Raw genomic sequence first — 24,520 nt, forward strand, 5'->3', positions numbered from 1 at the left:
TCAGCCAACTGGCTGAACTTTTTTTAGATAATATTCTCTTTTTCAGAAGGGGAGGAAGTCGATTCTCTTTCCCAACATTCAATATTTTGATTGTTTTCTAACGCATCTTTATAAAAGACTGGATTTTTTCCTGCCTTTTTCTGCTGAGTATAGTCATGCAAGGCAGAAAACGCCACTTTCGATAATAGAAAAATAGCAATTAAGTTCACCACTACCATCATCCCCATAAATAAGTCTGCCAAATTCCATACAAGCTGAAGCTGAGCGACCGATCCAAAAATAACCATCGCTAAAACACCTACACGATAAGACCAAAGCCACATCTTATTTGAATTTAAAAATTCAATATTCGTTTCTCCATAATAATAATTGCCAATTAACGTACTAAAAGCAAATAGAAATACCATGATAGCTAAAAATCCTGATGCCCAAGAACCGATATGTGTACTAAGAGAAGCTTGCGTTAATTCAATGCCGCTTAGTCCCTGCTTATAGGCGGGGGATAAGAGAACGATAAATGCTGTGCTTGTACAAATCACAAGTGTGTCCGTCAAGACACCAAATGCTTGGATAAGACCTTGTTTAACTGGGTGACTCGTCACTGCAGTTGCCGCCGCGTTGGGAGCACTTCCCATCCCTGCTTCATTGGAAAACAGTCCGCGCTTTACTCCGGTGATTAACGTTGCACCAATTGATCCCCCAAGCGCCTGTTCAAATCCAAATGCATTTTTCACAATTAGAGATAGAACGGCAGGCATTTGATCAATATTTTTAAAGATGATGAACAGAGCCATTCCAATGTATAAAACGGCTAATACGACAACGATGTATTCCGATATCTTAGCGATGCGTTTGATCCCGCCAAAAATAATTATCGCAAATATAACTGTCATAATAATCCCAATCAATAAGCGGCTCGTTCCGAAAGAGTTCTCAAATGCCAGCGTAATCGTATTAGATTGCACAGCGTTAAACACCAGGCCAAATGACAGTGTAATGAGTACAGCAAATAGCCCGCCCATCCATCTTTTATTTAACCCTTTTTCCATATAGTAAGCGGGTCCTCCTCGAAATCCGTTTGACCCTTTTACCTTATAGATTTGAGCGAGTGTACTTTCTACAAAACTTGATACTGAACCGATAATGGCAATAATCCACATCCAAAATACAGCACCCGGGCCACCAAGAGCAATAGCAATCGCTATACCGGTAATATTTCCTGTTCCTACTCGAGCTGCCATGCTTATGCAGAAAGCTTGAAACGGGGAGACTCCCCCATCTTTAGCCGCTCGTCCTTCTTTCAAAACAAGTACCATTTCTTTCAACATGCGAAACTGCAAAAAACGAGAGCGGATCGTAAAATAAATACCGATTGATACAAGTAAAATAATTAATAAATTCGACCAAAAAAAATCATTGATGACACTAATTACACTTTCGATTGCTTGTTGCACGCCTATCACCTCATTAAAAAATTTGGTAGAACAAATGCAAAACATGAAAGTTTTTTCTCTTGGTGTTTATATTATTGAAGCGAATGAATAGTACGTAAATAGACTAAAAAATACTCAAATCCCATTCTTTTGCGATTTTTTTTAGCAGCGTAACGCCTTTTACGCTATTCCCGTACTCATCAATAGCTGGACTGTAAATTCCGATACCGCATCCGTCTGGAAATGGAGACTGCTTTTTCGTATTAGGTGGCACCAATGACATGATTCCTCCTGATACACCGCTTTTAGCTGGCATACCAACAAATGCCGCAAACTTTCCTGAGGCATTATACATACCGCATGTAAGCATAAGCGCTTTTGTTAATTTAGCTACTTCTTTTGGAATTACTTGTTTGTGAAACACTGGATGATATCCGTCTAATGATAGAATTAATCCGATCAGCGCAATATCTTCAGTCGTTACTTCAATTGAGCACTGCTTTAAGTAAACCTCTAGAACTTCTTCTACTTCTCCTTGTAAGTAGTTTGTTTCTTTTAAATAGTAGGCAAGCGCACGATTTCGATGAGACGTTTGCCATTCTGATTCAAAGACGGTTTCATTAATGAGTGGTGTTTTCCCAGTAAGCATTGTTATTACATCAAACAAATAGCTTAGTTTTTCTTTTGCCGTCTCTCCAGATAAAAGAGATGAAACCGTTAAAGCACCGGCATTAATCATAGGATTGAACGGCTTTCCTGGTTTATGCATTTCCAGTCTTATAATAGAATTAAATGCATCTCCAGTTGGCTCTACATCTACTCTCTCTAGTACGTAGGGAATGCCGCAGCATAAGCAAGCTGCTATAAAGCTAATGACTTTAGAAATACTTTGAAGAGTAAATACCGCTTCATAATCCCCAGACTGGATAACCATTCCGTCAGCACCAATCAAACAAATACCTAATTGAGACGAGTCCATATCTTTCAGAGCGGGGATATAATCAGCCGTTTTTCCTTCTGACGAAAATTCTTTTATTTGCTCTACCCACTCGTGTAACTGCTCTTTTGCAGTGACCTGTAAGTAAGACATTTCCTGTTCAATTTCTCTTTTCATTAAAATCACCTCATCACTTCATTAACTTTTTATTTTAAAGCGCTTTCATAAAGCGGGATTTCATTTTCGTTTTTAATGTACAATGCAACCTACGAGAGCATACAAAAACCTACAAAACTTTTTGGAATTATATTTTTATCTTTGGTACTCTTCTCCATTGTGCTGGACGCTGTCACAATGTATACTAATTCACGAATCACTTCAGGAGGTGTAATTATCTGAATTTTAAATCTTTCATTCGAAAAGATCCGTACATTTTATTGCTCATGCTCATTACTGTTCCGCTGGCGGGAGAGCTAAAATTTTATCCGTTAAATGAAACATTTCGAATTACATTTGGAGCTCCAACATTTTTCTTTTTCCTATTGCTTTTAAAACGGAAAACCGTTTTATCTGGCGGCTTGTTAACCGCTTTAAGCGTCGTTCTCTTTCGCATCATGCTCGATTATATCACGCTCGATCATTTTCAATTTGCGGCTTCTGCACATACGCATTACCCTACGTTTTTCTTTTACTTTACGTATGCACTTTTATTTTTTATTTTTAAAGTAAGCCGCATGAACTATAGTGCTATTGTGATTGGATTAATTGGACTCATCATTGAAATAGCTGCTGATATAGTCGAACTAACTGCGCAGTATATCGTTTTGCACACAACCATTCATATCGATTCATTATCCGACATGGCCGTTATTGCTTTTGCTCACAGCTTCATTGTACTTAGCTTTTTTAATATGATGACAATTTATGAATCACAGTCACGAGAACGTCAAATTCGCAAACAAAATGAGCACATGCTAATGCTTATTACAAGCCTTTATGAAGAAACCGTTCATTTAAAAAAGACCCTTCATAATACAGAAGTGATTACAAAAGCCTCGTACGATTTATACCGTGTATTACATCAGCAGGAAAAAGATCATTCTGTGCTTAACCAATCGCTCAGTAAAAAAGCGCTTCGGATTGCCGGAGATATTCACGAAGTAAAAAAAGACAACCAGCGTATTTTTGCGGGCTTATCTAAAACAATTTCAAATGAAAGTTTCCAAAATTATATGAAAGCAGAGGAATTAATCGAGCTGATCGTACGCATCAACAAAAAATATGCCGATTCTCTTCACAAACAAATTAGCTTTTTTTCCTCTGTCACCGGGGAACATTTCAGCTACCACGTTTACACAATTTTATCGATCATTAATAACTTGGTAGCAAACGCAGTGGAGGCGATTAAAGATGAGGGAATGATTGTTTTATCCGTACATAGACAAGCTGAATTTGTAGAATTTCATGTACAAGATGATGGTCCTGGCGTGCCTTTGAAGTACGAAAAAGCTATTTTTGAACCTGGTTTCACCTCAAAATACGATCAATTTGGAAATCCCTCTACTGGAATTGGCCTTTCTTACGTAAGAGATATTGTTCAAGAACTTGGAGGTACGATTGAAGCTAAACAAGGAGATAAAGGGATGATTTTTATCATTCAAATACCTCTTTGTAGTCTAATTCAGAAAGGATGAGTTTATGCGATTTTGTATTACAGATGATGATTCAGCCATTCGTTCAACGCTCAGTCAGCTGATTGAAGATGAGGATTTAGGAGAAGTTGTAGAAGAAGTCGTAGACGGCAGCTTTTTAGATGCCTCTACGTTAAATTTAAAGCAAATTGATATTTTATTTATTGATTTACTTATGCCAGGACGAGATGGAATCGAAACGATCCGTCATTTAAAAGATTCATTTAAAGGAAAAATGATTATGATTTCACAGGTAGAGTCCAAAGAATTAATAGGAGAAGCCTATTCATTAGGAATTGAATACTATATTACAAAACCAATTAATCGAATTGAAATTTTAACGGTTATTCGAAAAGTAATTGAACGAATCTCTCTTGAGAAATCAATCGATGATATTAAAACCTCCTTGAATAGTTTAGCGACAGCCCATCACGCTCCCCCTTCAAGCCAGCCGATAACGAAACAAGCCCATCTATACGATGTAGGGAAATTCTTATTAGCCGAATTAGGTATTGTAGGAGAAAATGGTGCAAAAGATTTACTGGATATTTTACAGTTTCTGTACACTTATGACCAAAGAGAAAGTGTGGAAAAACATTTCCCTTCTCTAAAAACTATTTTTGTGAATGTCGCTGAGAAAAAATTGGGAGCTCACGCGTCTTCTATTGAAATTAATCGTGAAACCAAGGCTTGTGAACAGCGAATAAGACGAGCAGTTACTCACTCACTGAATCACTTTGCTTCTATTGGATTAACAGATTTTTCAAATCCAAAGTTTGAAAATTATGCTTCTAAGTTTTTTGACTTTACAGCCGTTCGTAAAAAAATGAAAGAACTGCAGGGAGATTCTAAAATTTTGCCGATTCGCATTAACACCAAAAAGTTTATTCAAATATTTTTTCTTGAAGCCAAGCGTTTGTTAAGCCAAGAAAAAAGCTGGTATTGACAGAAAAGACGGAAAAGGTGCAAATCCCTCATCCGTCTTTTATGCTAATTGATTCAGTTTTACTAAGGCAGGACCATATACAGTACGCAGAAGCAGCGTCTCTTCGCCTTTTGCGTATTCCGCTAGAGAAAAGGCTCCTTTTTCTGTTTCTACCTGTACATCTACAGAAACTGGGCATCTCTTTAGCTTACTGACTATCATTTCCGCTTGTTTCACCGACAAATAAGAAGAAAGGCGAATAAGTACATCTAAATCACTGGTTGTCGTGACAACTTCTTCACCGCTTGCAAGCTCGAACCCTACACTGCCGGTTGGTCCCCACGCAAATTTTTCAAAAATAATAGCCACCTCTTCCAAAGCGCGTATAGCTGGCATGTTTCTAGACTGGGCGTTTTGAAAAAATGAAACGAGATTTTCCGGCCTAATTGTTCGTTTAATGGCCTCCTCAGATAAAAAAGCACCAAAACGCTGATTCCTTCGTTCTCCTCTTACTCCAATAGGTATCAGTTTATCTCGGTGAACAGCACGCCTTACCACTACAAATGGAGCCTTGGCTAATGAATATTCCACCCACTGGGGGATAGGTGTATAACTGATAAGCTTTGCTTCCTCTTTTAACTGAAGCAAATCATGAGCTATATATTCCATTGTTTTTCCAACTCACCTCTTACCCATAAAGAAGCTTTTCGCCCTTCCTTTCTTGCTTGCTCACTGTGCAGCCGGCTGCTTAAATCGTATACACCTTCACAGCGAACATCTTCTACTGCTCCAATTAAAATATCTTGAATCATTTGAACGTCGCGCTCTGTGGGCTGCTCTGCTTGAATACCGCTAACCAGCTCATATAAAGCGCCAAGTGAAGCAAATGATTTAATATCATAAGCCATGGACGGGACTTTCTTTGAAGCTTCCTCAAGTTCTTTTATACTTCTTTTAGTAATGCGCGCTGCCGACTGTTTGGACATGGCGTGAACATTCACTCCTTCGTCTTTTAAAGCCAAAATTCGATTCGATTGGTATCCATGAGCCAAAAATGCTCCTGAAATTGCTTTTCCGACAATTAACGTAATAACCGGATGACCTGCTAAGCGCGCTGCTGCATAAGCATCAGCTGCAGCAGCGCAAGCATAGTGAATACCTAGAAGTTCTTCATGATAGCCATACGCTTGACTCGGTACGTCCACAATGGCAATTATAGGGCGCGGAGATTGATTTCGATCTTCTTGTATTACTTCACGAACGTGCTTAGCAATTGCCCATCCTTCATCTAGTCCTACTTCCCCTTTTCGTGCACGTAAGAAACGATTATAAGGATTAGGTACAACCGATATATATCGGACCCTTTCTCTTCCTAGCAGTGCGTCTTTATAAAGAACGGAAGGAATTTCAAAATCTGCTTCTTCATCATTTATTAAAGCGTTAATCCACACGCGACCGCGGCTGTTAGGCATGCTACCTGGAACTTCGTTCAACGAGTAAGAGACTGCTGAAGGGATATGTTCATTTTTTGTTGCTTTATACAATTCTTGAAATTGATAAGGAGCCATTTTTTCTGAAGGATCAACCTTGCTAAGCAAATGCCTATAAAAATCTACTTGTTCTGTTTTACTAGCTACTTTTTCTTTTTTTTGAAACGTCTCTTGAACCGCTCGTTGAATAGCAGTAACATCATCCTGTGCTAATGTATCTGCAAACCCCGTTTCATAGCGTTGAATACCGCCAATCGTTTTCCAGATTAAGCTTCGGTCTCTTGCATCAAACTCTTCAACCCCCGCTTCTTGTTCGATCACTTCCGGGCCGTTAAGACCAAACCTTGCTTCTTTTGTCATAATGAGATAACTAAAGAGTGAAGCAGTGATAGACATTCCTCCAAAGCAGCCTACATTTCCTGAAATAACTCCGACAACAGGTGTATGCTCACGCAGAGCAACTACCGCTGAGCCAATTTCAGATATCGACAAAAGTCCATAATTCGCTTCTTGCAGCCTTACCCCTCCTGTATCGAATAGAAAAACAGGTCTAACAGGAACACCTTTTTTGTGATTATTAAGAGCTAATTCTAAAGCTCCTGCAATTTTAGCTCCCGATACTTCACCAATGCCTCCCCCTTGAAATCCTCCTTCTATTGAAATGACAACTGCTGGCTCCCCTGCTATTAGCCCACTTGCTATGATGACACCATCATCGCTTTGAGGAACAATATTTTGCTTAGGTAAATGAGGCGACTCGATCCCGTCAAAAGGGCCGAGCAGCTCACGAAATGTACCTTGATCTAAGATTGCCTGGGCTCGTTCTCTTCCATTTAACTCAATAAAGCTTTGATTATTCACTCCCATTTTCACTCACCTCCAAAGCTTGTGCAAGACGCAAAGCGACTACACCGGGCGTAGCACCGAAATCATTAATTACAATTTTCGCTTGAATCATATGAGCACTAAAAAACCGATCTAATACGGCTTTCCAGGTTTCACTAAACCCTTCACTTCCTGTTCGTACTGATACGTGAGCATGTTCTTCATCAGAAGGAACCATTAAGATTTCTAAATCCCCTGAACCAACAACGCCTACATGTGCGCGCTGAGTTAACTTTCGATCGGCTTTGTATTTAAACACTAACGTTTCCATTAGCCACTCACTCCTCCCTGCAGACGTTTATGATTCTTTAAAAAGAGATATTCGATCTAAAAATAATACAGCAGCCAGCAAATCTGCACTTCCACCTGGAGAAGCGTTAGATGATAGAAAAATATGATCTAACGCTTCCAGCCGCTGTTTTCCTATTGATGTAGATACCCCTCCAACTTCTAACACATTGGATGCCGCCATTTTAACCTCCTCTAATACAACTGGACCAGCACGATGCAAAATACACGTATCATCAAGATTGGCGATTAGTGTTACTAAAGTATCAATCCGCGCTGATGTTTCATGTATGCCTAGCTTGCGAGCCTTATGTAAAGCAGGCAAGCCTATATGAATCACGTGAGGAAATCCTTGCTTCGCCTCTCCAGCCGCTCCTTTTGCGCCATACTTTTTTTTCACACGAAGTCCATTAGATGAATGCAGAGTACAAAAGCGATCTGCATAACGAGCAATTTTTCCTGCAGCTTCTGTGATGGATGCAGGTGATGCTTGAATACCGCAAACCGCTGTTGCAGAAGCAAGTAGACCTAATGCCCAAATAGCTCCCTTGTGTGTATTGACACCATCCGTAGCCGCGTACATAATTTGTTCACCTTCGCGTCCAATTCGAGCAATTTCTTCCCTTAGCATCTGACTCGGCTGCTTTCCTTGACTATATAATGCAATCTGTGAGAAGGTCGGTTGTAAAGCATAAGCAGAGGCTAGCAGCGTCTCAATATTCATATCTTGATGAGATCCAGTTGTTGCTGCATCTACAAGCCCCGGCTTAGGTGTAAGTACCGCTTCATCAACCAAAGCGGTAACTGCCATTTTAGCTATCAGGCATGAAGAAAACACAGTTGTTTTTGGCTCTTCTTGAATACGCATATTTTTTACCAGCTCCTAAATTTAGCAGGCGGATTATATAAACCATCTGACCATTCTACTAAATCTTCTACACTTTTCGCCGCTAACAGCGAACGCTTTGCTTCCGTACGGCGAATCTGTAAATCTTCCGGAAAAGCCACTAAGCCATCTCTGCGCATTCTTTCCACTTTATTTTGGTTGTGCCGTAACCCTATAGGCGTTACCCCCGCTACTGCTTCAAGCGCTGCTTTTCTTTCTTCCAAGCTTTGTGCTTTATATAAATAAGCAATTCCTTCTTCAGTCACGACATGTGTCACATCATCCCCGTAAATCATGACAGGAGCAGTAGCTAAGTTTGCTTGTTTAGCTACATTTACCGCATCCAAAGACTCAACGAAAACAGGCTCATTTCCTGATTGAAAGGTTTCAACCATTTGTACAACTAGCTTTCTGCCTCTTGCTAATTCATGCTTATCGTTCATCATATCCAACCAAGCAGACGTAGAATGCCGTCGGCCTCTAGGATCATGCCCCATGTTAGGCGCTCCGCCAAACCCTGATAAACGTCCAGATGTGACGGTAGAAGAATTTCCTTCTCCATCTATTTGCAAAGTTGATCCCACGAAAGCATCTACCGCATATTGACCAGCGACTTGACACATCGCACGGTTTGAGCGCAGGCTGCCGTCGCGTCCTGTAAAAAATACATCTGGACGGGCTGCTGTGTATTGTTCCATTCCTACTTCTCCACCAAAGCAGTGTACGCTCTCAATCCATCCGCTTTCAATAGCCGGAATTAACGTAGGGTGAGGGTTCAGAGCCCAGTTCTTGCATATTTTACCTTTCAGCCCTAACTTTTCTCCATAGGTAGGCAGCAAAAGCTCAATTGCAGCTGTATTAAAGCCAATGCCATGATTTAATGATTGTACGCTGTGGCGCTCATAGATACCTCGAATCGTCATCATAGCCATTAGAATTTGGAGCTCTGTAATATGACGAGGATCTCGGGTAAATAAAGCTTCCAATTGATAAGGCTGATTGGCCACGACGATACAATCAATCCAAGAAGCCGGAATATCAACTCGCGGAAGTTCTTCAACAAGTTCATTTACCTGCACAATGACAATTCCGTCCTTAAACGCTGTTGCTTCGATAATCGTCGGCGTTTCTTCCGTATTTGCTCCTGTATATAAGTTACCTTGTGCATCCGCTTTATCGGCAGCCACTAATGCGATATTGGGAATTAAATCAATGAAAAGGCGTCCGTAAAGCTCTAGATATGTATGAATTTCTCCCATTTTCAACGTGCCATCTTCAATCATTTGAGATACGCGAAGACTTTGAGCACCGGCGTACGAAAAATCAATTTTTTCAGCAATTCCTTTCTCAAATATGTCGAGGTGTTCCGGGCGTGAAATACTAGACATAATCATATGAAGACCGTTTATTTTATCAGCGCTTACTTCATTCAGCGCCTTTGATAAAAAAGATGCTTGCTTTTGATTGTCTCCTTCAAGCACTACTTTATCTCCGGGTGATATAAGCAATTCTAACGCTTCAATAATGTGTTCATTATCCAATAACTTTCCTTTAAGAAGTTGGTCTATTTTCGCAAGGCGAGCTGCTTTTTGATCTCGGCGGGTTGTCCATGATTTTGAAGTTTTTTTTATTCCACTCATGTTCTAGCTCCTTTCTTCTACTCCTAAATTAATGCGCTTACATTTTTTCTTTCTCCATTAAAATTAACACAGATTTCATAGTAGATTCGGCTGCAGAAATAGCCCTTGCTTCCGGAAAGCTCTTAGCAGTCAAATCCGTTAGTACTCTTCCTGGAGCCATTTCAATATATAATCTTGTACCCATTTCATACATAACTTCCGTCATATCATGCCAACGGACGGGCAGGGCAACACTCGCTGCCAGATCTTCCTTAATATCAGCAGCTTTCCATAATTTCCGAGCTTTACAATTACCTATAAAAGGAACGATCGGGTCTTTTCCTTTCACTTCCGTTATTATTTTTCGTAATTCGCTCGAAACTCCTTCCATAAGAGGACAGTGAGAAGGCACCGTTACATGAAGCATTTTGGTTTTCCTAGCCCCTTTTTTAGATGCTTTTTCAAGAACTTCCTCAATTGCTTTTAAGGTGCCAGAAAGCGTTATTTGATCAGGAGCATTTAGATTCGCTACGTAAACAGGAGCTGCATCGGTGGATATTTCATGTACAATAGAGAGAAGCTGATGTTCGCGCAGTCCCATTACAACCCCCATACCATAACCATCAGGATAGGCATTTCCCATCAGTTCCCCTCTTTTTCCCACAAGAAAAAGAGCTTCTTTAAAAGATAACACTTCAGATATAACTGCTGCTCCAAACGCCCCTATTGAATGCCCTCCTACCACGTCTGGCGAGTAACCTTTGTTTTTAAACGACCTAGCCGTAGCCACTCCTGCAATAAAAAGACATATCTGAACATTTTTATTATATTTTAATTTTTCTGACGAATCTAACGATAATACGTCTTGATTTAAAGCCTCACTTGCTTCTTCAAACGTAGTCGTTAATCCCCATTTATTTTTTATATCATGAAGCATACCAGCATATTGTGCACCTTGTCCTGGAAATAGAAATGCAACACTCATCGTGTTTCTCCTTTCGACTTTATATCACCCAAGGAGATAATGGATACTTTTATTATAAAGAACATAGAATCAATAACTCTAATACATATTTCTTATATATCCTATAACTTGAAATCTATATAAAAAAAGAGTTAGACATAACGAAATCAATGGAATCTGGAATCTAAAGATGAGCGAATTGGATAAATGAAAAAATCCGAACGATTCATCGTTCGGATTTTCCTTTAAGTAAACTGCTTTTGTCTCAGCCTCTTTTTGTTTGCTACATATGAGACGGGAAATGCGGAAGCACTTCTTCACCAAGCTCATGTATGACTTCTTCAGCCGGACGCTTACTATCAAAAAGAGCAAAAAAGAGATGGTTAACTCCTATTTCTTTATAAATAGAAAGAAGCTCAATTAATGTATTACGCCCTGCTCGAAATCCTAAACGAATTGGCGTTGGCATTTCATTTGGATCTTCTGCCAAATCTAGATGCATAGGTTGTGTAAAAGGTTTAAAAACGCCTGGATGATAGATATCAACCAGTTCTCTCCACTGTTTAATGGCTTCTGCTTGAAAATGCGGATGACGAGGATAATACATCCAGCCGTCTCCATGCTGTGCAAACCACTCCATATTTTGCTGGCTGTATCCCGTGATCATCGTTGGAATACGTTTCGTTGGCTTAGGAACAACATTTGCTCCTTGAATGGACCCCAAAGCAGACTGGATAGATGGAAATTCTTTATTTAACGCTTCTTCTAAATAATGAAAAGCCTCTGCAAATCGCTTTCCTCTTTCTTCATGAGGAATACCTAACCCTCGAAAATCTGCTTGACGGTCTCCAGAGGATACGCCCATAATCAAACGCTCAGGAAAAAGCTGATCAATGGTTGCCATTTCTTTAGCTACACGAAGCGGATGGCGTAAAGGCAGCACAATAGCAGATGTACTGAGAGCAATTTCTTTTGTTTGACTGGCAAGGTAAGTCAAATAAATAAGCATATCATAAATTTGACCCGTGGCTGGATCGCCAAATGATGGATCTTGAAGAAGGACATCACGGAACCATAAGCTTGTAAATCCATATTGTTCTGCAAGCTGCGTGAGCTCTACTTGTTTCTCCATCGTAGGCGTGGCATACTGATAATTTTCAAGCGGCATATGCAAACCTAACGTTAACTCATTCTCCTTGTACATACGACGATACGCCTTATGATGTTGAAATGCAGTCATTTGCTTCCTCTCCTTTTATAGCTAAGAGATCATCGCAAAAGGCGATGATCTCTGTTTTATTTTGCTTTTGCTTCTATTGAGCGGCTCCATGCGGTTAATAAGACCGCTCCTAAAACCATCACTCCTCCAATCCAAGGAGTATGAACAAGACCAATGGAATCAACAATCAGGCCGCCTACAAAAGAACCAATAGCAATTCCAACGTTAAATGCAGCAATATTCAGCGCAGAGGCTACGTTTACTGCTGAAGGAACATACTTTTCAGCTAAGTTCACGACCAGCACTTGCAGTCCAGGTACGTTCATAAATGCCAATAAGCCCATGGCAAAAATCGTAATTGTTCCCGCTACTTTAAACGATGCAGTAAACGATAAAATAACTAAGATAACGGCTTGAATTAAAAACATCCAAAATAATGCTTTTAACGGATTTTTATTCGCAGCTTTTCCTCCAATCGTATTTCCGATGGCTACTGCTACGCCGTATACTAATAGCAAGATACTAACTGCGCTTGGTGCGTATCCTGTTAACTTTTCAAGAATAGGTGCTAAATACGTATAAGCTACAAACGTTCCGCCATAACCTAAAGCAGTAATAGCAAACGATAGTAAAAGCGGCCCGTTTTTCAAAATTTTTAATTGATCACTAAACTTTGCCGGCGGCGCTTCTTTTAAGTTTTTAGGCACTAAAAGAGCACTGGCAATAATGGCAATAACGCCAAGTAACGCTACTCCCCAAAATGTTGCTCTCCAGCCGAAAGCTTGTCCGATAAATGTACCAAGTGGAACACCTGTAACAGTTGCAACTGTCAAACCTGTAAACATTAAAGCAATGGCACTTGCCCGCTTATCTTCCGGCACCAAATCAGCAGCGATAGTCGCACCGATAGAAAAGAAAATCCCGTGTGAAAATGCAGTAATAATTCGTGCTATAAGCAGCAGCCCAAAGCTTGTTGATAAAGCTGCTACTGAGTTTCCTACGATAAAAATAACCATTAATAGCATCAGCAATGATTTTCTGCTCATTTTACTTGTTAATGCTGTTAATACGGGCGCTCCAAATGCAACTCCCATTGCGTACCCTGAAATTAATAACCCTGCTAGTGTAATGGAAATATTTAAATCATCTGCAAGCGATGATAATAAACCTACTGGAACAAACTCTGTTGTCCCGATTCCAAAGGCGCTAATAGCTAGCGCTAATAGCGGCAAAGCACCGCTTTTTTTACTTTGTTGTGTTTGTGAAAGTGTATTCACTTCTTAACGCCTCCTGTTCGTTATAATAACTTTTTATAATAGCTTCTCTTACAGCTGATTAGCTTAGGTACCCTTCATATATTCGCTAACCGGCCATCAACAATTGTTATTATGAGCGATGTAAAACCAAAGAAAAAGTACGCACTTTCAAGTGATATAGGTACCTGGAGGTTACAATAAGCGTAAATACTAAAGTCATGAACTATTGGGTATTCTAAAAAAATGCTTACACCTAGAAAATTCTGCGCTATAGTGGTATGATAAACATCAGAAAAAATGCGAAACCATGCATTTAACCGTTATCTCTAGAACAAGGAGAGTTGTTAACGTGAAAAAATATAATATTCCAGTGGAAGCGGCATTAGAAGTCATTGGAGGCAAGTGGAAAGTCGTTATTCTTTGCCACTTAATTAAAGGGACAAAACGCCCTGGAGAATTAAAAAGAATTATGCCGCGCGTTACACAAAAAGTATTAACGCAGCAGCTTCGTGAGCTTGAAGCAGACGGCATCATTGTTAGAAAAATGTACAATGAAATGCCGCCTCGAGTAGAATATTCTTTAACAGATTACGGATGGTCTTTAAAAAGCATTCTTGATTCACTATGCTCTTGGGGAGAACATCATATTGAAAAAACGTACCCTGATAAAGAAGCTGTACTTATGCAGCCTGTAGAAGAAGTCACTGTTTCTAATTAAAAAAAGCTGACTAGATAGTCAGCTTTTTCATTCCCTTACTTTCTTTATTTTTTCAGACGATGTACGTATTCAGGAGGAACCTTTATGACAGAACAACTTAAAAAGAAAATTAGCCTTCAAGATGCTATCAAACAGCAGCTTGCTAATAAGAAAAATCAATCTTCAAGTAAAGCTAAGAACGGCAGTACCAATCAAGCAACCAAAAAGCTGACGAGTCAACAAACCAAAAAAACGAATAATCAGCGAAAGAGAACAGGTGTATAATGAACGGACAAAATAGAAAAGACGTAGCCCCTGGAATTGAAGTCGACATTGTTTTAAAAGCAGATCAGCGTTCTGGAAAACTTACACACGGAACGGTCAAAGACATTCTGACCAATTCAAGCTTTCACCCGCACGGTATCAAAGTTCGTTTAACAGATGGACAAGTCGGACGCATAAAAGAAATTTACCCAAATTAAAAAAGCATGTATTTTACATGCTTTTTTAATTTACACTTCAAATAAATCTACTTATCATTTCCTACTTTTGTTAAAATAAAGAAGCACTGTCGTCCCCTTTCTTTCCCTTGGGAACTCACGCAAGGAAAAAAAAGGTGGTGGATAGTCTGAGACGAATCCTCAAGTCATTTTTCCTAGATGCTGAGAATGTTCAGCTCCTAACGGCTTACGTGGAGCTTTTAGGAGCCATAGTCGCTCTTATTTTGCTATTTTTCCAGTAGTAAAATAAGTAATCACCGATAAGTATCGTCTAAAGGGTTCTTCATCCATAAGGCTCGTGTGCTGATTGTCTTTAGGGAATGGTGTTTGGCGGCACTTCCCTATAGTAAAAAGACAGCTTCCTTGCAGAAATGGACAAGGTGTAATCAACTACGGCCGATTATGGGTGCAGGACCTTTTTCTTTATTAGTCTATGTCTTTTTTTTACTTCCCATACACAAAAATAAAAAAACCTCCGAGTTGGCGGTCTCGAAGGTTTTTTCTAGTGAATCGTTTTCGACAAATCCTCATCCGGGCTAACAAGGTTCAGATCTAATAAGATTATGTGATGAATTTCTTCACCTTACAAGTTAAACTTGTCAAAGCTAAGAATTCATTCGCTTGTTAAGAATAACTGAACGTGCGCTCCGGATTGTCATTTTTCCTAGCCTTAGTATATCATATTTGTTGAAAATAGGTAAAAAAAGTGTTCGACAAAGCTTGTCAGCAGCTCTTTACCTATTTCATATTTTTCAAAACAAAAAACATTTTACAAATATGAAGGAATTTCATACTATTAGATAAAAGATAGAAGATAGAAGTATTCTGACTTGGAGAGGATTTCAATGAAGCAACCACAGTTAGAAAAAGAAATTCGAGCCTTACAATCAGATATTTACCAATTAGCTAAGAAAACAAGCAGCTATTCTCACGGTGAGATCTTAAAATTAAGTCAAAAGCTAGATCAAAAAATTGTTCGTTACCAAAAGCTTTTTAACCATACCAAATAAGAGCCGCGTAGGACTTTCACTTGCTATCCCCCAAGTACCATAAACCTACAGATAAAACAGATGTGTTTTATTCGCAATAGGTACATCTCTGCTTCCCTAATTAATTAGGGAAGTTTTTTATTTAGAAAATTAAAACCTTCTCCTTTCCTTTGGTTAGTTGTCATACAAATTGGGTATTCAATCAGTAGGCCTTAAAACTTATTTAAGAAACTTAAAGGAGAGAATGCATGATGAGTAATGCTGATACTACCGAAACAAAAAAAGGCGCCGATTTACTAGTAGAAAGTTTAGCAAATCAGAATGTGCCTTATATTTTTGGCATTCCAGGAGCCAAAATTGATGGCGTATTTGATGTTTTGAAAGAAAAAGGACCGGAAGTAATTGTTTGCCGCCACGAACAAAATGCTGCGTTTATGGCAGCTGCTATGGGAAGATTGACAGGTATGCCGGGCGTTTGCCTTGTCACATCAGGTCCAGGTGCCGCTAATTTAGCCACTGGCCTTGTCACTGCTACTTCTGAAGGTGATCCAGTGGTAGCCCTAGCAGGAGCCGTTCCAAGAGCAGATCGATTAAAAAAGACGCATCAATCAATGGACAATGAAGGACTATTTAAATCTATCGCCAAATTCAGCGTTGAGGTAGAAGATGCTGCAAACGTTCCAGAAGTGATAACAGACGCCTTTCGTGAAGCTGTTTCTTCTCCTTCAGGAGCATCTTTTGTCAGCTTGCCGCAGGATGTAATGGATGGCGAAACATCAGCTTCCACTCTATCCTTTCTAAAAACTCCTACGATTGGCGCTGCTAATTTAGACGCTGTTGCCCAAGCTATACACACTATTCGCACAGCAAAACTACCTGTTTTACTTTTAGGTATGAGAGCAAGTAAATCTAAAGCAGTGGAATCAATCCGTCAACTCGTAGCAGAACATGACCTTCCTGTCGTAGAAACGTTCCAAGGTGCGGGAGCTGTTTCACGAGAGCTTAAAACTCACTTTTTTGGACGAGTAGGTCTTTTTCGCAATCAGCCTGGAGACGTCTTATTGAAGCATGCTGACGTCGTCTTAACAATCGGATATGACCCAATTGAATACCCTCCTTCTCTTTGGAACTCAGAAAGTCAAAGAAGCATTATTCATTTAGATGATGTACAAGCACAAGCCGACCACCATTATCAGCCGGAAATTGAGTTAGTAGGGGATATCCCAAGCACCATCGACACATTAACGGATAAACTCCCACATTTAATACGTTCAAAAGAAAGTGCTTCTTTTTTAAAAACGCTAAAAAGCAAACTTGAACAACCTGACGATCAGTACGAGTTTTCTAATGACACTCACCTTCATCCCCTACAGTTAATTGAAGCTCTGCAGGACTTTGTTGAAGATGATACTACCATCACATGTGACGTTGGTTCGCATTACATATGGATGGCTCGTTATTTTCGTTCCTATGAACCTCAGCATTTACTATTCAGCAACGGCATGCAAACGCTAGGTGTTGCTTTGCCTTGGGCTATTTCAGCTGCACTCGTTCGCCCCCATAAAAAAGTTCTGTCCATGTCTGGAGACGGCGGGTTTTTATTTTCAGCTATGGAGCTCGAGACAGCCGTTCGGTTAAACTTACCAATTGTTCACATTATCTGGAACGATCAAACCTACGATATGGTTGGCTTTCAACAGCAGATTAAATATGGCCGAAAATCTGCGGTAGAGTTCGGGAGTGTAGACTTTGTTACGCTTGCTGAAAGTTTTGGTGCCAAAGGATTTAGAGTGAACTCACCAGAAGAATTTTCGGACACTCTAGCAAGCGCTTTTCGTGAACAAGGCCCCGTTATCATCGACGTGCCTGTAGATTATAAAGATAATGAAAAATTAAATACACAGCTACTGCCAGATCAAATTAACTGAAAGGACTGAGTAAAGAATGAGCAATAAAGAAAAATTAACGATTCACCAAACTTCCACTATGATTGCTTTATTGGACGGAGTATTTGACGGTGTTGTCACATACAGGGATTTAGCTAAGAAAGGTGATTTCGGCATCGGCACGTTTAATCAGCTGGATGGTGAAATGATTGCCTTTGACGGAGAATTTTATCACATTGCTGATGGGAAAGCCGCACCTATTAGTGAAGATGCAAAAACACCTTTTGCCATTATGACAACCTTTTATGAAGATATCTCTTATCGTGTAGAAGAGGAAATGAACCGTGAACAACTAGAAACCTTAATGAACGAGCTTATTCCCAGTCCGAATTTATTCTATGCAGTTCGTATTGACGGGAAGTTTAAAGAAGTAAAAACTCGCACTGTTGCAAAGCAAGAGAAACCCTATCCTTCCATGGTAGATGCAGCTGCTGATCAGCCTACATTTACATCTTCAGATGTAAATGGAACACTAGCAGGTTTTTACACGCCAGAATATTCTTCAGGCATCGGTGTTCCCGGGTATCACCTGCACTTTATTGATGAATATAAAAAAGAAGGTGGACATGTTTTAGACGTCTCCGTTCAAGATGTTACCATTCAAATTTGCAAAAAAACGAAATTAAATCTCAATTTATCGGAAACAAGTGAATTTCTAAATGCTAATTTAGAAGACCATGATGTAGAAGAAGAAATTGCGACGGCTGAATAAGAAACGATACTTTTACTGATAAAAAAACTCTCATCGCTGCGCATGACGATGAGAGTTTTTTATGAACACTTCGTGTATCTTTAAGTTTCCTCCCATTTCTATTAGTAATATAGGTCTCCCATAAAACCACGGAAGAAAGCCTAACACAGAATGATACATAAGAAAGAAAGCGTAGTATCATAATTACCATATTGCAACAGCTTTACGCTGTATATAAAAAAGGAGGTTTTTAAGCAATGTTTTCTAAACGGCCCTTATCTGTACTTCTTATCTCGACTTTATCTATGATTATTGCTTTTTCAGTATGGTCTGTCTTCGCGCCTATCGCCGCAGATATTCAAGTGATGTATTCATTAACCAACGCTGAAAAAAGTATCTTAATTGCCACTCCCGTCTTATTAGGTTCACTCATGCGGATTCCGATGGGAATTTTAACAGATCGCTTCGGCGGAAGAAAAGTGTATTCGTTAACAATGCTTGCTCTTTTACTCCCTACCATTTGTGCAGGCTTTACTCATTCTTACTCCATGCTGCTCTTTTGGGCATTTTTTATCGGCATGGCTGGAACAACATTTGCTATTTCCATTACATATGTCTCTAAATGGTATTCACCTCAAAAGCAAGGTTTTATTTTAGGAATTGCCGGGATGGGCAACTTAGGATCAGCGGTAGCAAGCTTTAGTATTCCACTTATCTTTTCTTCTTTTGGCTTGCCTTGGGTATTTTGGAGTTTAGCAATTGCGGTAGCTTTAATGGCTCTTTTATTATGGGTAGGAACTTCAGACCACCCTTCTGCTGCTTCTCCTAAAACGCTGCAGGAATCTTTATCGGTATTAAAATTTAGAGAAACGTGGTTTTTGTCCGTTTTCTATTTTTTAACATTCGGTGGATTTGTCACATTCAGCATCTATCTCCCTACCATTTTGCACGATCAATTTAATGCATCGACCGTAGACAGCGGGCTGAAAACAGCTATTTTTGTTGTATTAGCAACGTTTGTACGGCCTCTTGGAGGATATTTATCGGATGTATTCGGAGCAAAAAAAGTACTCACCTTTGTCTTTACCGGAATGCTGCTAATAGGATTATTTATCGCCTTTACCATCAGCTCCTTCCCGCTATTCAGCGCAGGTTGCTTACTTGCAGCCATTACCCTTGGTATCGGAAATGGAGCTGTTTTTAAAATGGTTCCATCTGTTTCAACAGGAAATATTGGAGCTGTTACGGGGATCGTAGGAGCATTCGGAGGAGTAGGCGGCTTTTTCCCTCCTATTGTGCTAGGCTTTATAAAAGATACAAGCGGAGATTACGTTGTCGGTTTTTCCTTACTAGCGCTTTTTGCTCTATTCTGTCTCTTACTGAATTATTCTGGATTCAAAAAACAAGATGTACGTATTAACCAAAAGCACCTTGCCTGATTCTACGTAAAAAGCCTCTTTTTGCAAGAGGCTTTTTGCATCAGCATTTTTAATAACTGCTTCTTTTTACAGAAGGGCTAATATTCACGGCACTTACTTTAAAGCCAGGCATCTTACAGGCGGGATCTAATTTCTCAGAAACAAGGTTATTAACATTTTGAGAATCCGCCCAGTGAAAAGGAACAAATACGGTATCTGGCCGAATGCCCTCTGAAAATTTGCTTCTTACCACAATCCTTCCATATGAAGATTCAATTTGTACTAATTCTTGATTCGATATTTCATATTTTTTCGCTGTTGAAGGGTGGATTTCCATAAAAGATTCGAAATTTCTAGCAGATAAAGATGCACTTTTTCGCGTTTGTACACCCGTTAAATAGTGTGACACCACTCTCCCTGTTGTTAAATAGAGAGGATATTTTTTCGTTATTTTTGCTTTAGGAACAATAGCTTGATTCGAGACAGGGACCATCATCGCCTTTCCATCACTATGAGCAAAACGTGTTTCAAACAGGCGCTCGGTTCCTTTATCTGTTAAGCTTCTGCATGGCCATAAAATTCCTTTTTCCGCTCGTAATCGTTCGTACGTAATACCGGAGTAATCCGCGATTCCTCCTTTACTTGCTATTCGCAGTTCATTAAATATTTCTTCAGCTGATGAAAACGAAAAATATTCCTCTTTCCCTAAAACTTTAGCAATTTCACATAGTATTTCCCAGTCGTGTTTGATTTCGCCACGGCGCGGAAAGCTAGCTTCGCGCAATGTAACTCTTCCCTCCACATTTGTCATCGTTCCTTCATCTTCCAAATAAGAGGATGCTGGTAAAATTAAGTTTGCTAATTTTGCCGTTTCTGATTCAAACATATCTGCTACCACTAGAAATTCAAGCTTTTCAAAAGCCTTCTTAACAAAATTAGCGTTTGGATTTGAAACGGTTGGATTTGAACATACCAGAAACAGCCCTTTAATTTCACCGTCATGAATTTTTTCAATCATTTCATATGCAGAAACACCTTTTCTAGGAAGACCTTTCTCCTCTATGTTCCAAACATCTGCTATATACATCCGATGCTCGTGATTTTCGATTGAACGGTAGCCTGGAAGCTGATCTGCTTTTTGACCGTGTTCTCGGGCTCCTTGCCCATTTCCTTGACCAGTAATGGCTCCATATCCGCAGCGAGGTTTACCGATTTTCCCGACAGAAAGTAGAATATTCAAAAAGTTCTGCACAGCAGCACTCCCGTCTGTTTGCTGCTCTACCCCTCTAGCAGTAAAAATCATTCCTGTTTCTCTTTGACCAAACATACGGGCAGCTTGATACATTTTCTCAAGCGGCACTCCCGTTATTTCTTCAATGACACTAAATTCTAGAGACGCCACATATTGCATTACCTCTTCAAATCCATTAACACGTTCTTGTAGAAATCGTTCATCTAGATAATTTTCTTCGATAATGACCTTCAAGATTCCATTGGCTAATGCCGCGTCGCTCCCCGGTTTAAGCTTCAGGTGTAAATCAGCTATTTTAGTTGTACCTGTCTCTCTTGGATCAATAGCAATAATAAAAGCTCCGTTTTCTTTTGCTTTTTCAAAATAAGGCATAATCGTTGGCTGACATTCCGCAACATTTGTTCCAGCTAACATAATACATTCAGTAAACGGAATCTCTTGTAAGCTATTCGTAAATCCTCGGTCCATGCCAAATGTTTTACTAGCAGCAGAAGCAGCAGCTGACATACATAAGCGTCCATTGTAATCAATATACTTTGTTTTTAACGCAACTCGAGCAAATTTCCCTAATAAATAAGCTTCTTCATTTGTAATAGAGGCACTTCCATAAACACCTAGCGCATCTGCTCCATTCTTCTCTTGAATCTCTGTAACGTGCTCTTTAATATAGTCAAGAGCTTCCCTCCAAGAAATCTTTACAAACTCTCCGTTTACTTTTAACAAAGGATATTGAATCCGATCTTTATGCAAAGGATGCTGGTGCGCATTCATTCCTTTGATACATAATCTTCCTTGAGAAGTAGGGTTGTCTCTTCCAATTGTTTTATACGTTTTTCTTTTTACATGTGTTTGTTCAACTAACTGCATTTTGCACTGCATGCTGCAGTAAGGACACTGCGTATTATAGATACGCTCGGTTTCAACTTGCTTTTGCTGCTCACGAAAATATTTCAACAGCATCTCAGTCATCGTAGGTCACCCTTCTTTCCTATAATAAATATGTGATTGCACGAGAGCGTTCTGTGCTGAGCTGCTTCATTAAATACTCTCGATTGTCTGCCTCAAACAAAACTTCTCTGACATGAACAATTCCTACTCGCTCGATCCAGCTGCCGACAGCTTCTAAATAGTTCCCCGTTTCACGGTAATATTGAATCAAAGAACAGCTGATTTCTATCGCTTCTTCGTTCGTTTCGGCCACATAAAACAGCTCCCCGCTTCTGGCTTCTGTGCTGCTTCCGCCAGCATATATTTCCCAACCTCTGTCTATTCTTCTTAATCCTATATCACTTGTTGTGACATCCTCTGTAATGTGAAAACAAGAAGCAATACTGATTTTGATATCGCATGGGGTCTTTACGTATTCAAGCTGTTTGTCTAATTCATTTGATAAAGCAAGAGCAGGTTCATACTGACAAATACACGTTCCTTTTCCTATATAAACAGATACATTTTTAACTGTACGTTCATATAGCTGCTGAAGTCCTCTATCTATTTCCTCACTTATCAACGAAAGATATTCTTTTTTCACTCCAATAAGTTGAATGCGCTGATCACTTGTTAAACGAATATTCGAGATGTTGTACCTTTCAGCTACATTTGCTATGTTCCTTAATTCCTGTACATTTGTCAGACCACCGTGTATTTGCGGTACCACTGCATAAGTACCGTCATGAAGCAAAACGGCCTGTTCATTCTCCGTAGTAAATAAAGAATGTCGATTATTTTCATAATGAGGATTCATCATATTTAAATAGTAATGAAGACCGCCTTCACATAACGAGCAGCCTTTCATGTCTTTAAACTTTAACATTTCTCTTACTTGCTGAACCGTTTCAAATTGATATTGCTGCATTTCTCTTACCAGCTCATCTTCTGATAGATATGTGCAAGCACAAAAGGTTTTTTGTTCAATGTTTTCATCAAATTCATTGCTTTGAATATACGTTAAAAGATCTGTTACAAGGGGCTTGCATCCTCCGCATGAACCAGAAGCTTTCGTGCAATTTTTTATTTCATCTACTGTCGTTAAATCATGTTTCTGTACTGCTTCAATAATAGCTCCCTTGGTTACACCGTTACAGTTACATACGATACCTGTAAGTGGCATAGAAGCTGCTGCATTTTCCTTTTCATATTGAGAAGGAAATAATTGTACTTTTTCCGCTTGCGACAAATCCTTTTTTTCACTAATCATTTGTGATAGCTTTATAGCCTCACTGGTATCCCCAAAAAGAACGGCTCCCACTATTCTCCCTTCGCGAAAAACTACTTTTTTGTATATACCATCTAACATATTCGAAATCGTAATAGCTTTTGCACCTTGATTTTCCTTAAACTCTCCGATCGAGTAAACGTCTATTCCTGATATTTTTAACTGAGTGGAAAGAACGGACCCGCCATAACCTTCGTTTTTTATTTGGCAAAGGTGTCGCGCTAAGACTTTCCCTTGTTCGTAAAGAGGAGCAACGAGGCCGTATGTCATCCCCCGATGTTCAGCGCATTCACCTACTGCATAGATATCCGGAATGCTCGTTTCTAAATAATCATTTACGATAATTGCTCTATTTGTTGCTATTCCGCTTTTTTTAGCGAGATTCACATTTGGCCTCACTCCTGTAGCCATTACAACTAAATCAGCTGCAACTTTGCTGTTATCGTTAAATCGGACGCCTTCTGCTCGATTTCCCCCTATAATCTCATCCGTATGTTTGTTTAATAGAAAACTCATGCCTTGCTTTTCCAATTCTTCTCTTAACATGGCAGATGCTGCTCTGTCTAGCTGTCGCTCCATTAAAAAACCCGAATGATGAATAACTTGAACATCCATCCCTAAATTTAATAGTCCTCTAGCAGCTTCCAGCCCTAACAGACCTCCTCCAATAACCGCTGATTTTTTATACCGTTTAGAAATTTCAATCATTTTTTGACAGTCTTCAATGGTACGAAAACCGAGGACACCTTCTTTTTCAGCACCTTTAACGGGGAGCATATACGGGCTCGAACCAGTAGCAATAATAAGCTTGTCGTACATCGTCTCTCTGTTTTTATCTGTTTTTATTATTTTTCTCTTGGTGTCTATGTGCGTAACACTTTCTCCTTTAAATAAAGTGATATTATTTTCCTTATACCATGCAAAAGAATGAATGTTAATATCTTCAAGCTTTGTACTGCCTTGTAAAACGGTTGATAATAAAATTCGATTATAGTTAACGTGAGGCTCACTTCCAAAAACAGTAATATCAAAACACTCTGGAGAATGAATAAGAATTTCTTCAATACAGCGCATTCCCGCCATTCCGTTTCCGATTACTACCAGCTTTTGTTTCGTCATATAAAAACCTCCAACACATAGATTCAGACCGTAAAATATACATTTTTTATTATTTCATAAACTTCTCTAAAAGAAATGGACCTTGTTATAACTTCTAACA

Annotated in this window: 21 protein-coding genes; 9 read left to right on the forward strand and 12 right to left on the reverse strand. The window is 39.4% G+C overall.

All coding sequences use genetic code 11. The features are described from left to right. Positions 1 to 23: 23 nt before the first annotated feature. Positions 24 to 1,454, reverse strand: coding sequence for an alanine/glycine:cation symporter family protein (locus AC1VNJ_RS10890; protein ID WP_482640795.1), 1,431 nt, complete (start codon positions 1,452 to 1,454; stop codon positions 24 to 26). Positions 1,455 to 1,557: 103 nt separating this feature from the next. Further along, on the reverse strand, positions 1,558 to 2,547 hold the full coding sequence (locus AC1VNJ_RS10895) for a glutaminase (RefSeq protein ID WP_482640796.1): 990 nt from the start codon (positions 2,545 to 2,547) through the stop codon (positions 1,558 to 1,560). A 266-nt stretch (positions 2,548 to 2,813) separates the two neighbouring features. Between AC1VNJ_RS10895 and AC1VNJ_RS10900 the strand changes: the two genes are divergently transcribed. Then, on the forward strand, positions 2,814 to 4,064 hold the full coding sequence (locus tag AC1VNJ_RS10900; protein WP_033578101.1) for an ATP-binding protein: 1,251 nt from the start codon (positions 2,814 to 2,816) through the stop codon (positions 4,062 to 4,064). A 4-nt stretch (positions 4,065 to 4,068) separates the two neighbouring features. Next, positions 4,069 to 5,007 carry a response regulator gene (locus AC1VNJ_RS10905; protein ID WP_033578100.1) on the forward strand — a complete coding sequence of 313 codons (939 nt, stop codon included), beginning with the start codon at positions 4,069 to 4,071 and terminating at the stop codon, positions 5,005 to 5,007. A gap of 39 nt (positions 5,008 to 5,046) precedes the next feature. Here the strand turns inward: AC1VNJ_RS10905 and AC1VNJ_RS10910 are convergent, their stop codons facing one another. The 8 genes from AC1VNJ_RS10910 to AC1VNJ_RS10945 form a co-directional block, all read right to left on the reverse strand. Then, complete coding sequence (locus tag AC1VNJ_RS10910; RefSeq protein WP_482640797.1) at positions 5,047 to 5,655, reverse strand: malonate decarboxylase holo-ACP synthase; 609 nt, start codon at positions 5,653 to 5,655, stop codon at positions 5,047 to 5,049. Continuing rightward, positions 5,643 to 7,343 (reverse strand): biotin-independent malonate decarboxylase subunit beta, encoded by a 1,701-nt coding sequence (gene mdcD / locus AC1VNJ_RS10915; RefSeq protein ID WP_482640798.1) that lies wholly within the window; start codon positions 7,341 to 7,343, stop codon positions 5,643 to 5,645. The genes AC1VNJ_RS10910 and mdcD overlap by 13 nt, the downstream gene beginning before the upstream one ends. Beyond that, positions 7,330 to 7,632, reverse strand: a complete 303-nt coding sequence (locus tag AC1VNJ_RS10920; RefSeq protein WP_028412295.1) for a malonate decarboxylase subunit delta — start codon at positions 7,630 to 7,632, stop codon at positions 7,330 to 7,332. Before AC1VNJ_RS10920 ends, mdcD begins: the two co-directional genes overlap by 14 nt. Positions 7,633 to 7,659: 27 nt before the next feature. Beyond that, complete coding sequence (locus AC1VNJ_RS10925; protein WP_028412296.1) at positions 7,660 to 8,517, reverse strand: triphosphoribosyl-dephospho-CoA synthase; 858 nt, start codon at positions 8,515 to 8,517, stop codon at positions 7,660 to 7,662. 5 nt (positions 8,518 to 8,522) lie between these two features. Further along, positions 8,523 to 10,175, reverse strand: a complete 1,653-nt coding sequence (mdcA, locus tag AC1VNJ_RS10930; RefSeq protein WP_033578096.1) for a malonate decarboxylase subunit alpha — start codon at positions 10,173 to 10,175, stop codon at positions 8,523 to 8,525. Positions 10,176 to 10,212: 37 nt separating this feature from the next. After that, positions 10,213 to 11,139 carry an ACP S-malonyltransferase gene (locus tag AC1VNJ_RS10935; protein WP_033578095.1) on the reverse strand — a complete coding sequence of 309 codons (927 nt, stop codon included), beginning with the start codon at positions 11,137 to 11,139 and terminating at the stop codon, positions 10,213 to 10,215. 262 nt (positions 11,140 to 11,401) lie between these two features. Then, positions 11,402 to 12,358: an LLM class oxidoreductase gene (locus tag AC1VNJ_RS10940; protein WP_155008517.1), complete on the reverse strand. Its 957-nt coding sequence runs from the start codon at positions 12,356 to 12,358 to the stop codon at positions 11,402 to 11,404. Positions 12,359 to 12,414: 56 nt separating this feature from the next. After that, on the reverse strand, positions 12,415 to 13,614 hold the full coding sequence (locus tag AC1VNJ_RS10945; RefSeq protein ID WP_014461498.1) for an MFS transporter: 1,200 nt from the start codon (positions 13,612 to 13,614) through the stop codon (positions 12,415 to 12,417). Positions 13,615 to 13,942: 328 nt separating this feature from the next. Between AC1VNJ_RS10945 and AC1VNJ_RS10950 the strand changes: the two genes are divergently transcribed. From AC1VNJ_RS10950 to AC1VNJ_RS10980, 7 genes are all read left to right on the forward strand, one after another. Then, a complete protein-coding gene (locus tag AC1VNJ_RS10950; RefSeq protein WP_013055500.1) occupies positions 13,943 to 14,311 on the forward strand; it encodes a winged helix-turn-helix transcriptional regulator in 369 nt (122 codons plus the stop codon). Positions 14,312 to 14,395: 84 nt separating this feature from the next. Beyond that, positions 14,396 to 14,575 (forward strand): hypothetical protein, encoded by a 180-nt coding sequence (locus AC1VNJ_RS10955; protein ID WP_028412301.1) that lies wholly within the window; start codon positions 14,396 to 14,398, stop codon positions 14,573 to 14,575. Continuing rightward, the gene (locus AC1VNJ_RS10960; RefSeq protein WP_013055498.1) at positions 14,575 to 14,772 is read left to right on the forward strand and encodes a YwbE family protein; all 198 of its coding nucleotides are present in this window, start codon (positions 14,575 to 14,577) and stop codon (positions 14,770 to 14,772) included. Before AC1VNJ_RS10955 ends, AC1VNJ_RS10960 begins: the two co-directional genes overlap by 1 nt. Before the next feature lie 863 nt (positions 14,773 to 15,635). Continuing rightward, positions 15,636 to 15,800, forward strand: a complete 165-nt coding sequence (locus AC1VNJ_RS10965) for an aspartyl-phosphate phosphatase Spo0E family protein (RefSeq protein ID WP_080754377.1) — start codon at positions 15,636 to 15,638, stop codon at positions 15,798 to 15,800. Positions 15,801 to 16,027: 227 nt separating this feature from the next. Further along, the gene (alsS, locus tag AC1VNJ_RS10970; protein WP_482640799.1) at positions 16,028 to 17,707 is read left to right on the forward strand and encodes an acetolactate synthase AlsS; all 1,680 of its coding nucleotides are present in this window, start codon (positions 16,028 to 16,030) and stop codon (positions 17,705 to 17,707) included. Positions 17,708 to 17,723: 16 nt separating this feature from the next. Next, positions 17,724 to 18,437, forward strand: coding sequence for an acetolactate decarboxylase (gene budA, locus AC1VNJ_RS10975; RefSeq protein WP_028412303.1), 714 nt, complete (start codon positions 17,724 to 17,726; stop codon positions 18,435 to 18,437). Positions 18,438 to 18,673: 236 nt separating this feature from the next. Further along, a complete protein-coding gene (locus AC1VNJ_RS10980) occupies positions 18,674 to 19,855 on the forward strand; it encodes an MFS transporter (RefSeq protein ID WP_182028233.1) in 1,182 nt (393 codons plus the stop codon). Between the two features lie 49 nt (positions 19,856 to 19,904). Here AC1VNJ_RS10980 and nasC read toward each other — a convergent pair whose 3' ends face one another. Then, positions 19,905 to 22,055: an assimilatory nitrate reductase catalytic subunit NasC gene (gene nasC / locus AC1VNJ_RS10985; RefSeq protein ID WP_154991712.1), complete on the reverse strand. Its 2,151-nt coding sequence runs from the start codon at positions 22,053 to 22,055 to the stop codon at positions 19,905 to 19,907. A 19-nt stretch (positions 22,056 to 22,074) separates the two neighbouring features. Then, positions 22,075 to 24,420, reverse strand: coding sequence for a nitrite reductase large subunit NirB (gene nirB, locus AC1VNJ_RS10990; protein WP_482640800.1), 2,346 nt, complete (start codon positions 24,418 to 24,420; stop codon positions 22,075 to 22,077). Positions 24,421 to 24,520: the final 100 nt, after the last annotated feature.

The sequence above is a fragment of the Priestia sp. 3CA3 genome (assembly GCF_056836725.1).

Excerpts from the sequence above, each read along its gene's own strand:
- AC1VNJ_RS10895 (WP_482640796.1), bottom strand. The coding sequence starts at position 2,547 with ATGAAAAGAGAAATTGAACAGGAAATGTCTTACTTACAGGTCACTGCA.
- AC1VNJ_RS10900 (WP_033578101.1), top strand. The coding sequence starts at position 2,814 with ATGCTCATTACTGTTCCGCTGGCGGGAGAGCTAAAATTTTATCCGTTA.
- AC1VNJ_RS10905 (WP_033578100.1), top strand. The coding sequence starts at position 4,069 with ATGCGATTTTGTATTACAGATGATGATTCAGCCATTCGTTCAACGCTC.
- AC1VNJ_RS10910 (WP_482640797.1), bottom strand. The coding sequence starts at position 5,655 with ATGGAATATATAGCTCATGATTTGCTTCAGTTAAAAGAGGAAGCAAAG.
- mdcD (WP_482640798.1), bottom strand. The coding sequence starts at position 7,343 with ATGGGAGTGAATAATCAAAGCTTTATTGAGTTAAATGGAAGAGAACGA.
- AC1VNJ_RS10920 (WP_028412295.1), bottom strand. The coding sequence starts at position 7,632 with ATGGAAACGTTAGTGTTTAAATACAAAGCCGATCGAAAGTTAACTCAG.
- AC1VNJ_RS10925 (WP_028412296.1), bottom strand. The coding sequence starts at position 8,517 with ATGCGTATTCAAGAAGAGCCAAAAACAACTGTGTTTTCTTCATGCCTG.
- mdcA (WP_033578096.1), bottom strand. The coding sequence starts at position 10,175 with ATGAGTGGAATAAAAAAAACTTCAAAATCATGGACAACCCGCCGAGAT.
- AC1VNJ_RS10935 (WP_033578095.1), bottom strand. The coding sequence starts at position 11,139 with ATGAGTGTTGCATTTCTATTTCCAGGACAAGGTGCACAATATGCTGGT.
- AC1VNJ_RS10940 (WP_155008517.1), bottom strand. The coding sequence starts at position 12,358 with ATGACTGCATTTCAACATCATAAGGCGTATCGTCGTATGTACAAGGAG.
- AC1VNJ_RS10955 (WP_028412301.1), top strand. The coding sequence starts at position 14,396 with ATGACAGAACAACTTAAAAAGAAAATTAGCCTTCAAGATGCTATCAAA.
- AC1VNJ_RS10960 (WP_013055498.1), top strand. The coding sequence starts at position 14,575 with ATGAACGGACAAAATAGAAAAGACGTAGCCCCTGGAATTGAAGTCGAC.
- AC1VNJ_RS10965 (WP_080754377.1), top strand. The coding sequence starts at position 15,636 with ATGAAGCAACCACAGTTAGAAAAAGAAATTCGAGCCTTACAATCAGAT.
- alsS (WP_482640799.1), top strand. The coding sequence starts at position 16,028 with ATGATGAGTAATGCTGATACTACCGAAACAAAAAAAGGCGCCGATTTA.
- budA (WP_028412303.1), top strand. The coding sequence starts at position 17,724 with ATGAGCAATAAAGAAAAATTAACGATTCACCAAACTTCCACTATGATT.
- AC1VNJ_RS10980 (WP_182028233.1), top strand. The coding sequence starts at position 18,674 with ATGTTTTCTAAACGGCCCTTATCTGTACTTCTTATCTCGACTTTATCT.
- nasC (WP_154991712.1), bottom strand. The coding sequence starts at position 22,055 with ATGACTGAGATGCTGTTGAAATATTTTCGTGAGCAGCAAAAGCAAGTT.
- nirB (WP_482640800.1), bottom strand. The coding sequence starts at position 24,420 with ATGACGAAACAAAAGCTGGTAGTAATCGGAAACGGAATGGCGGGAATG.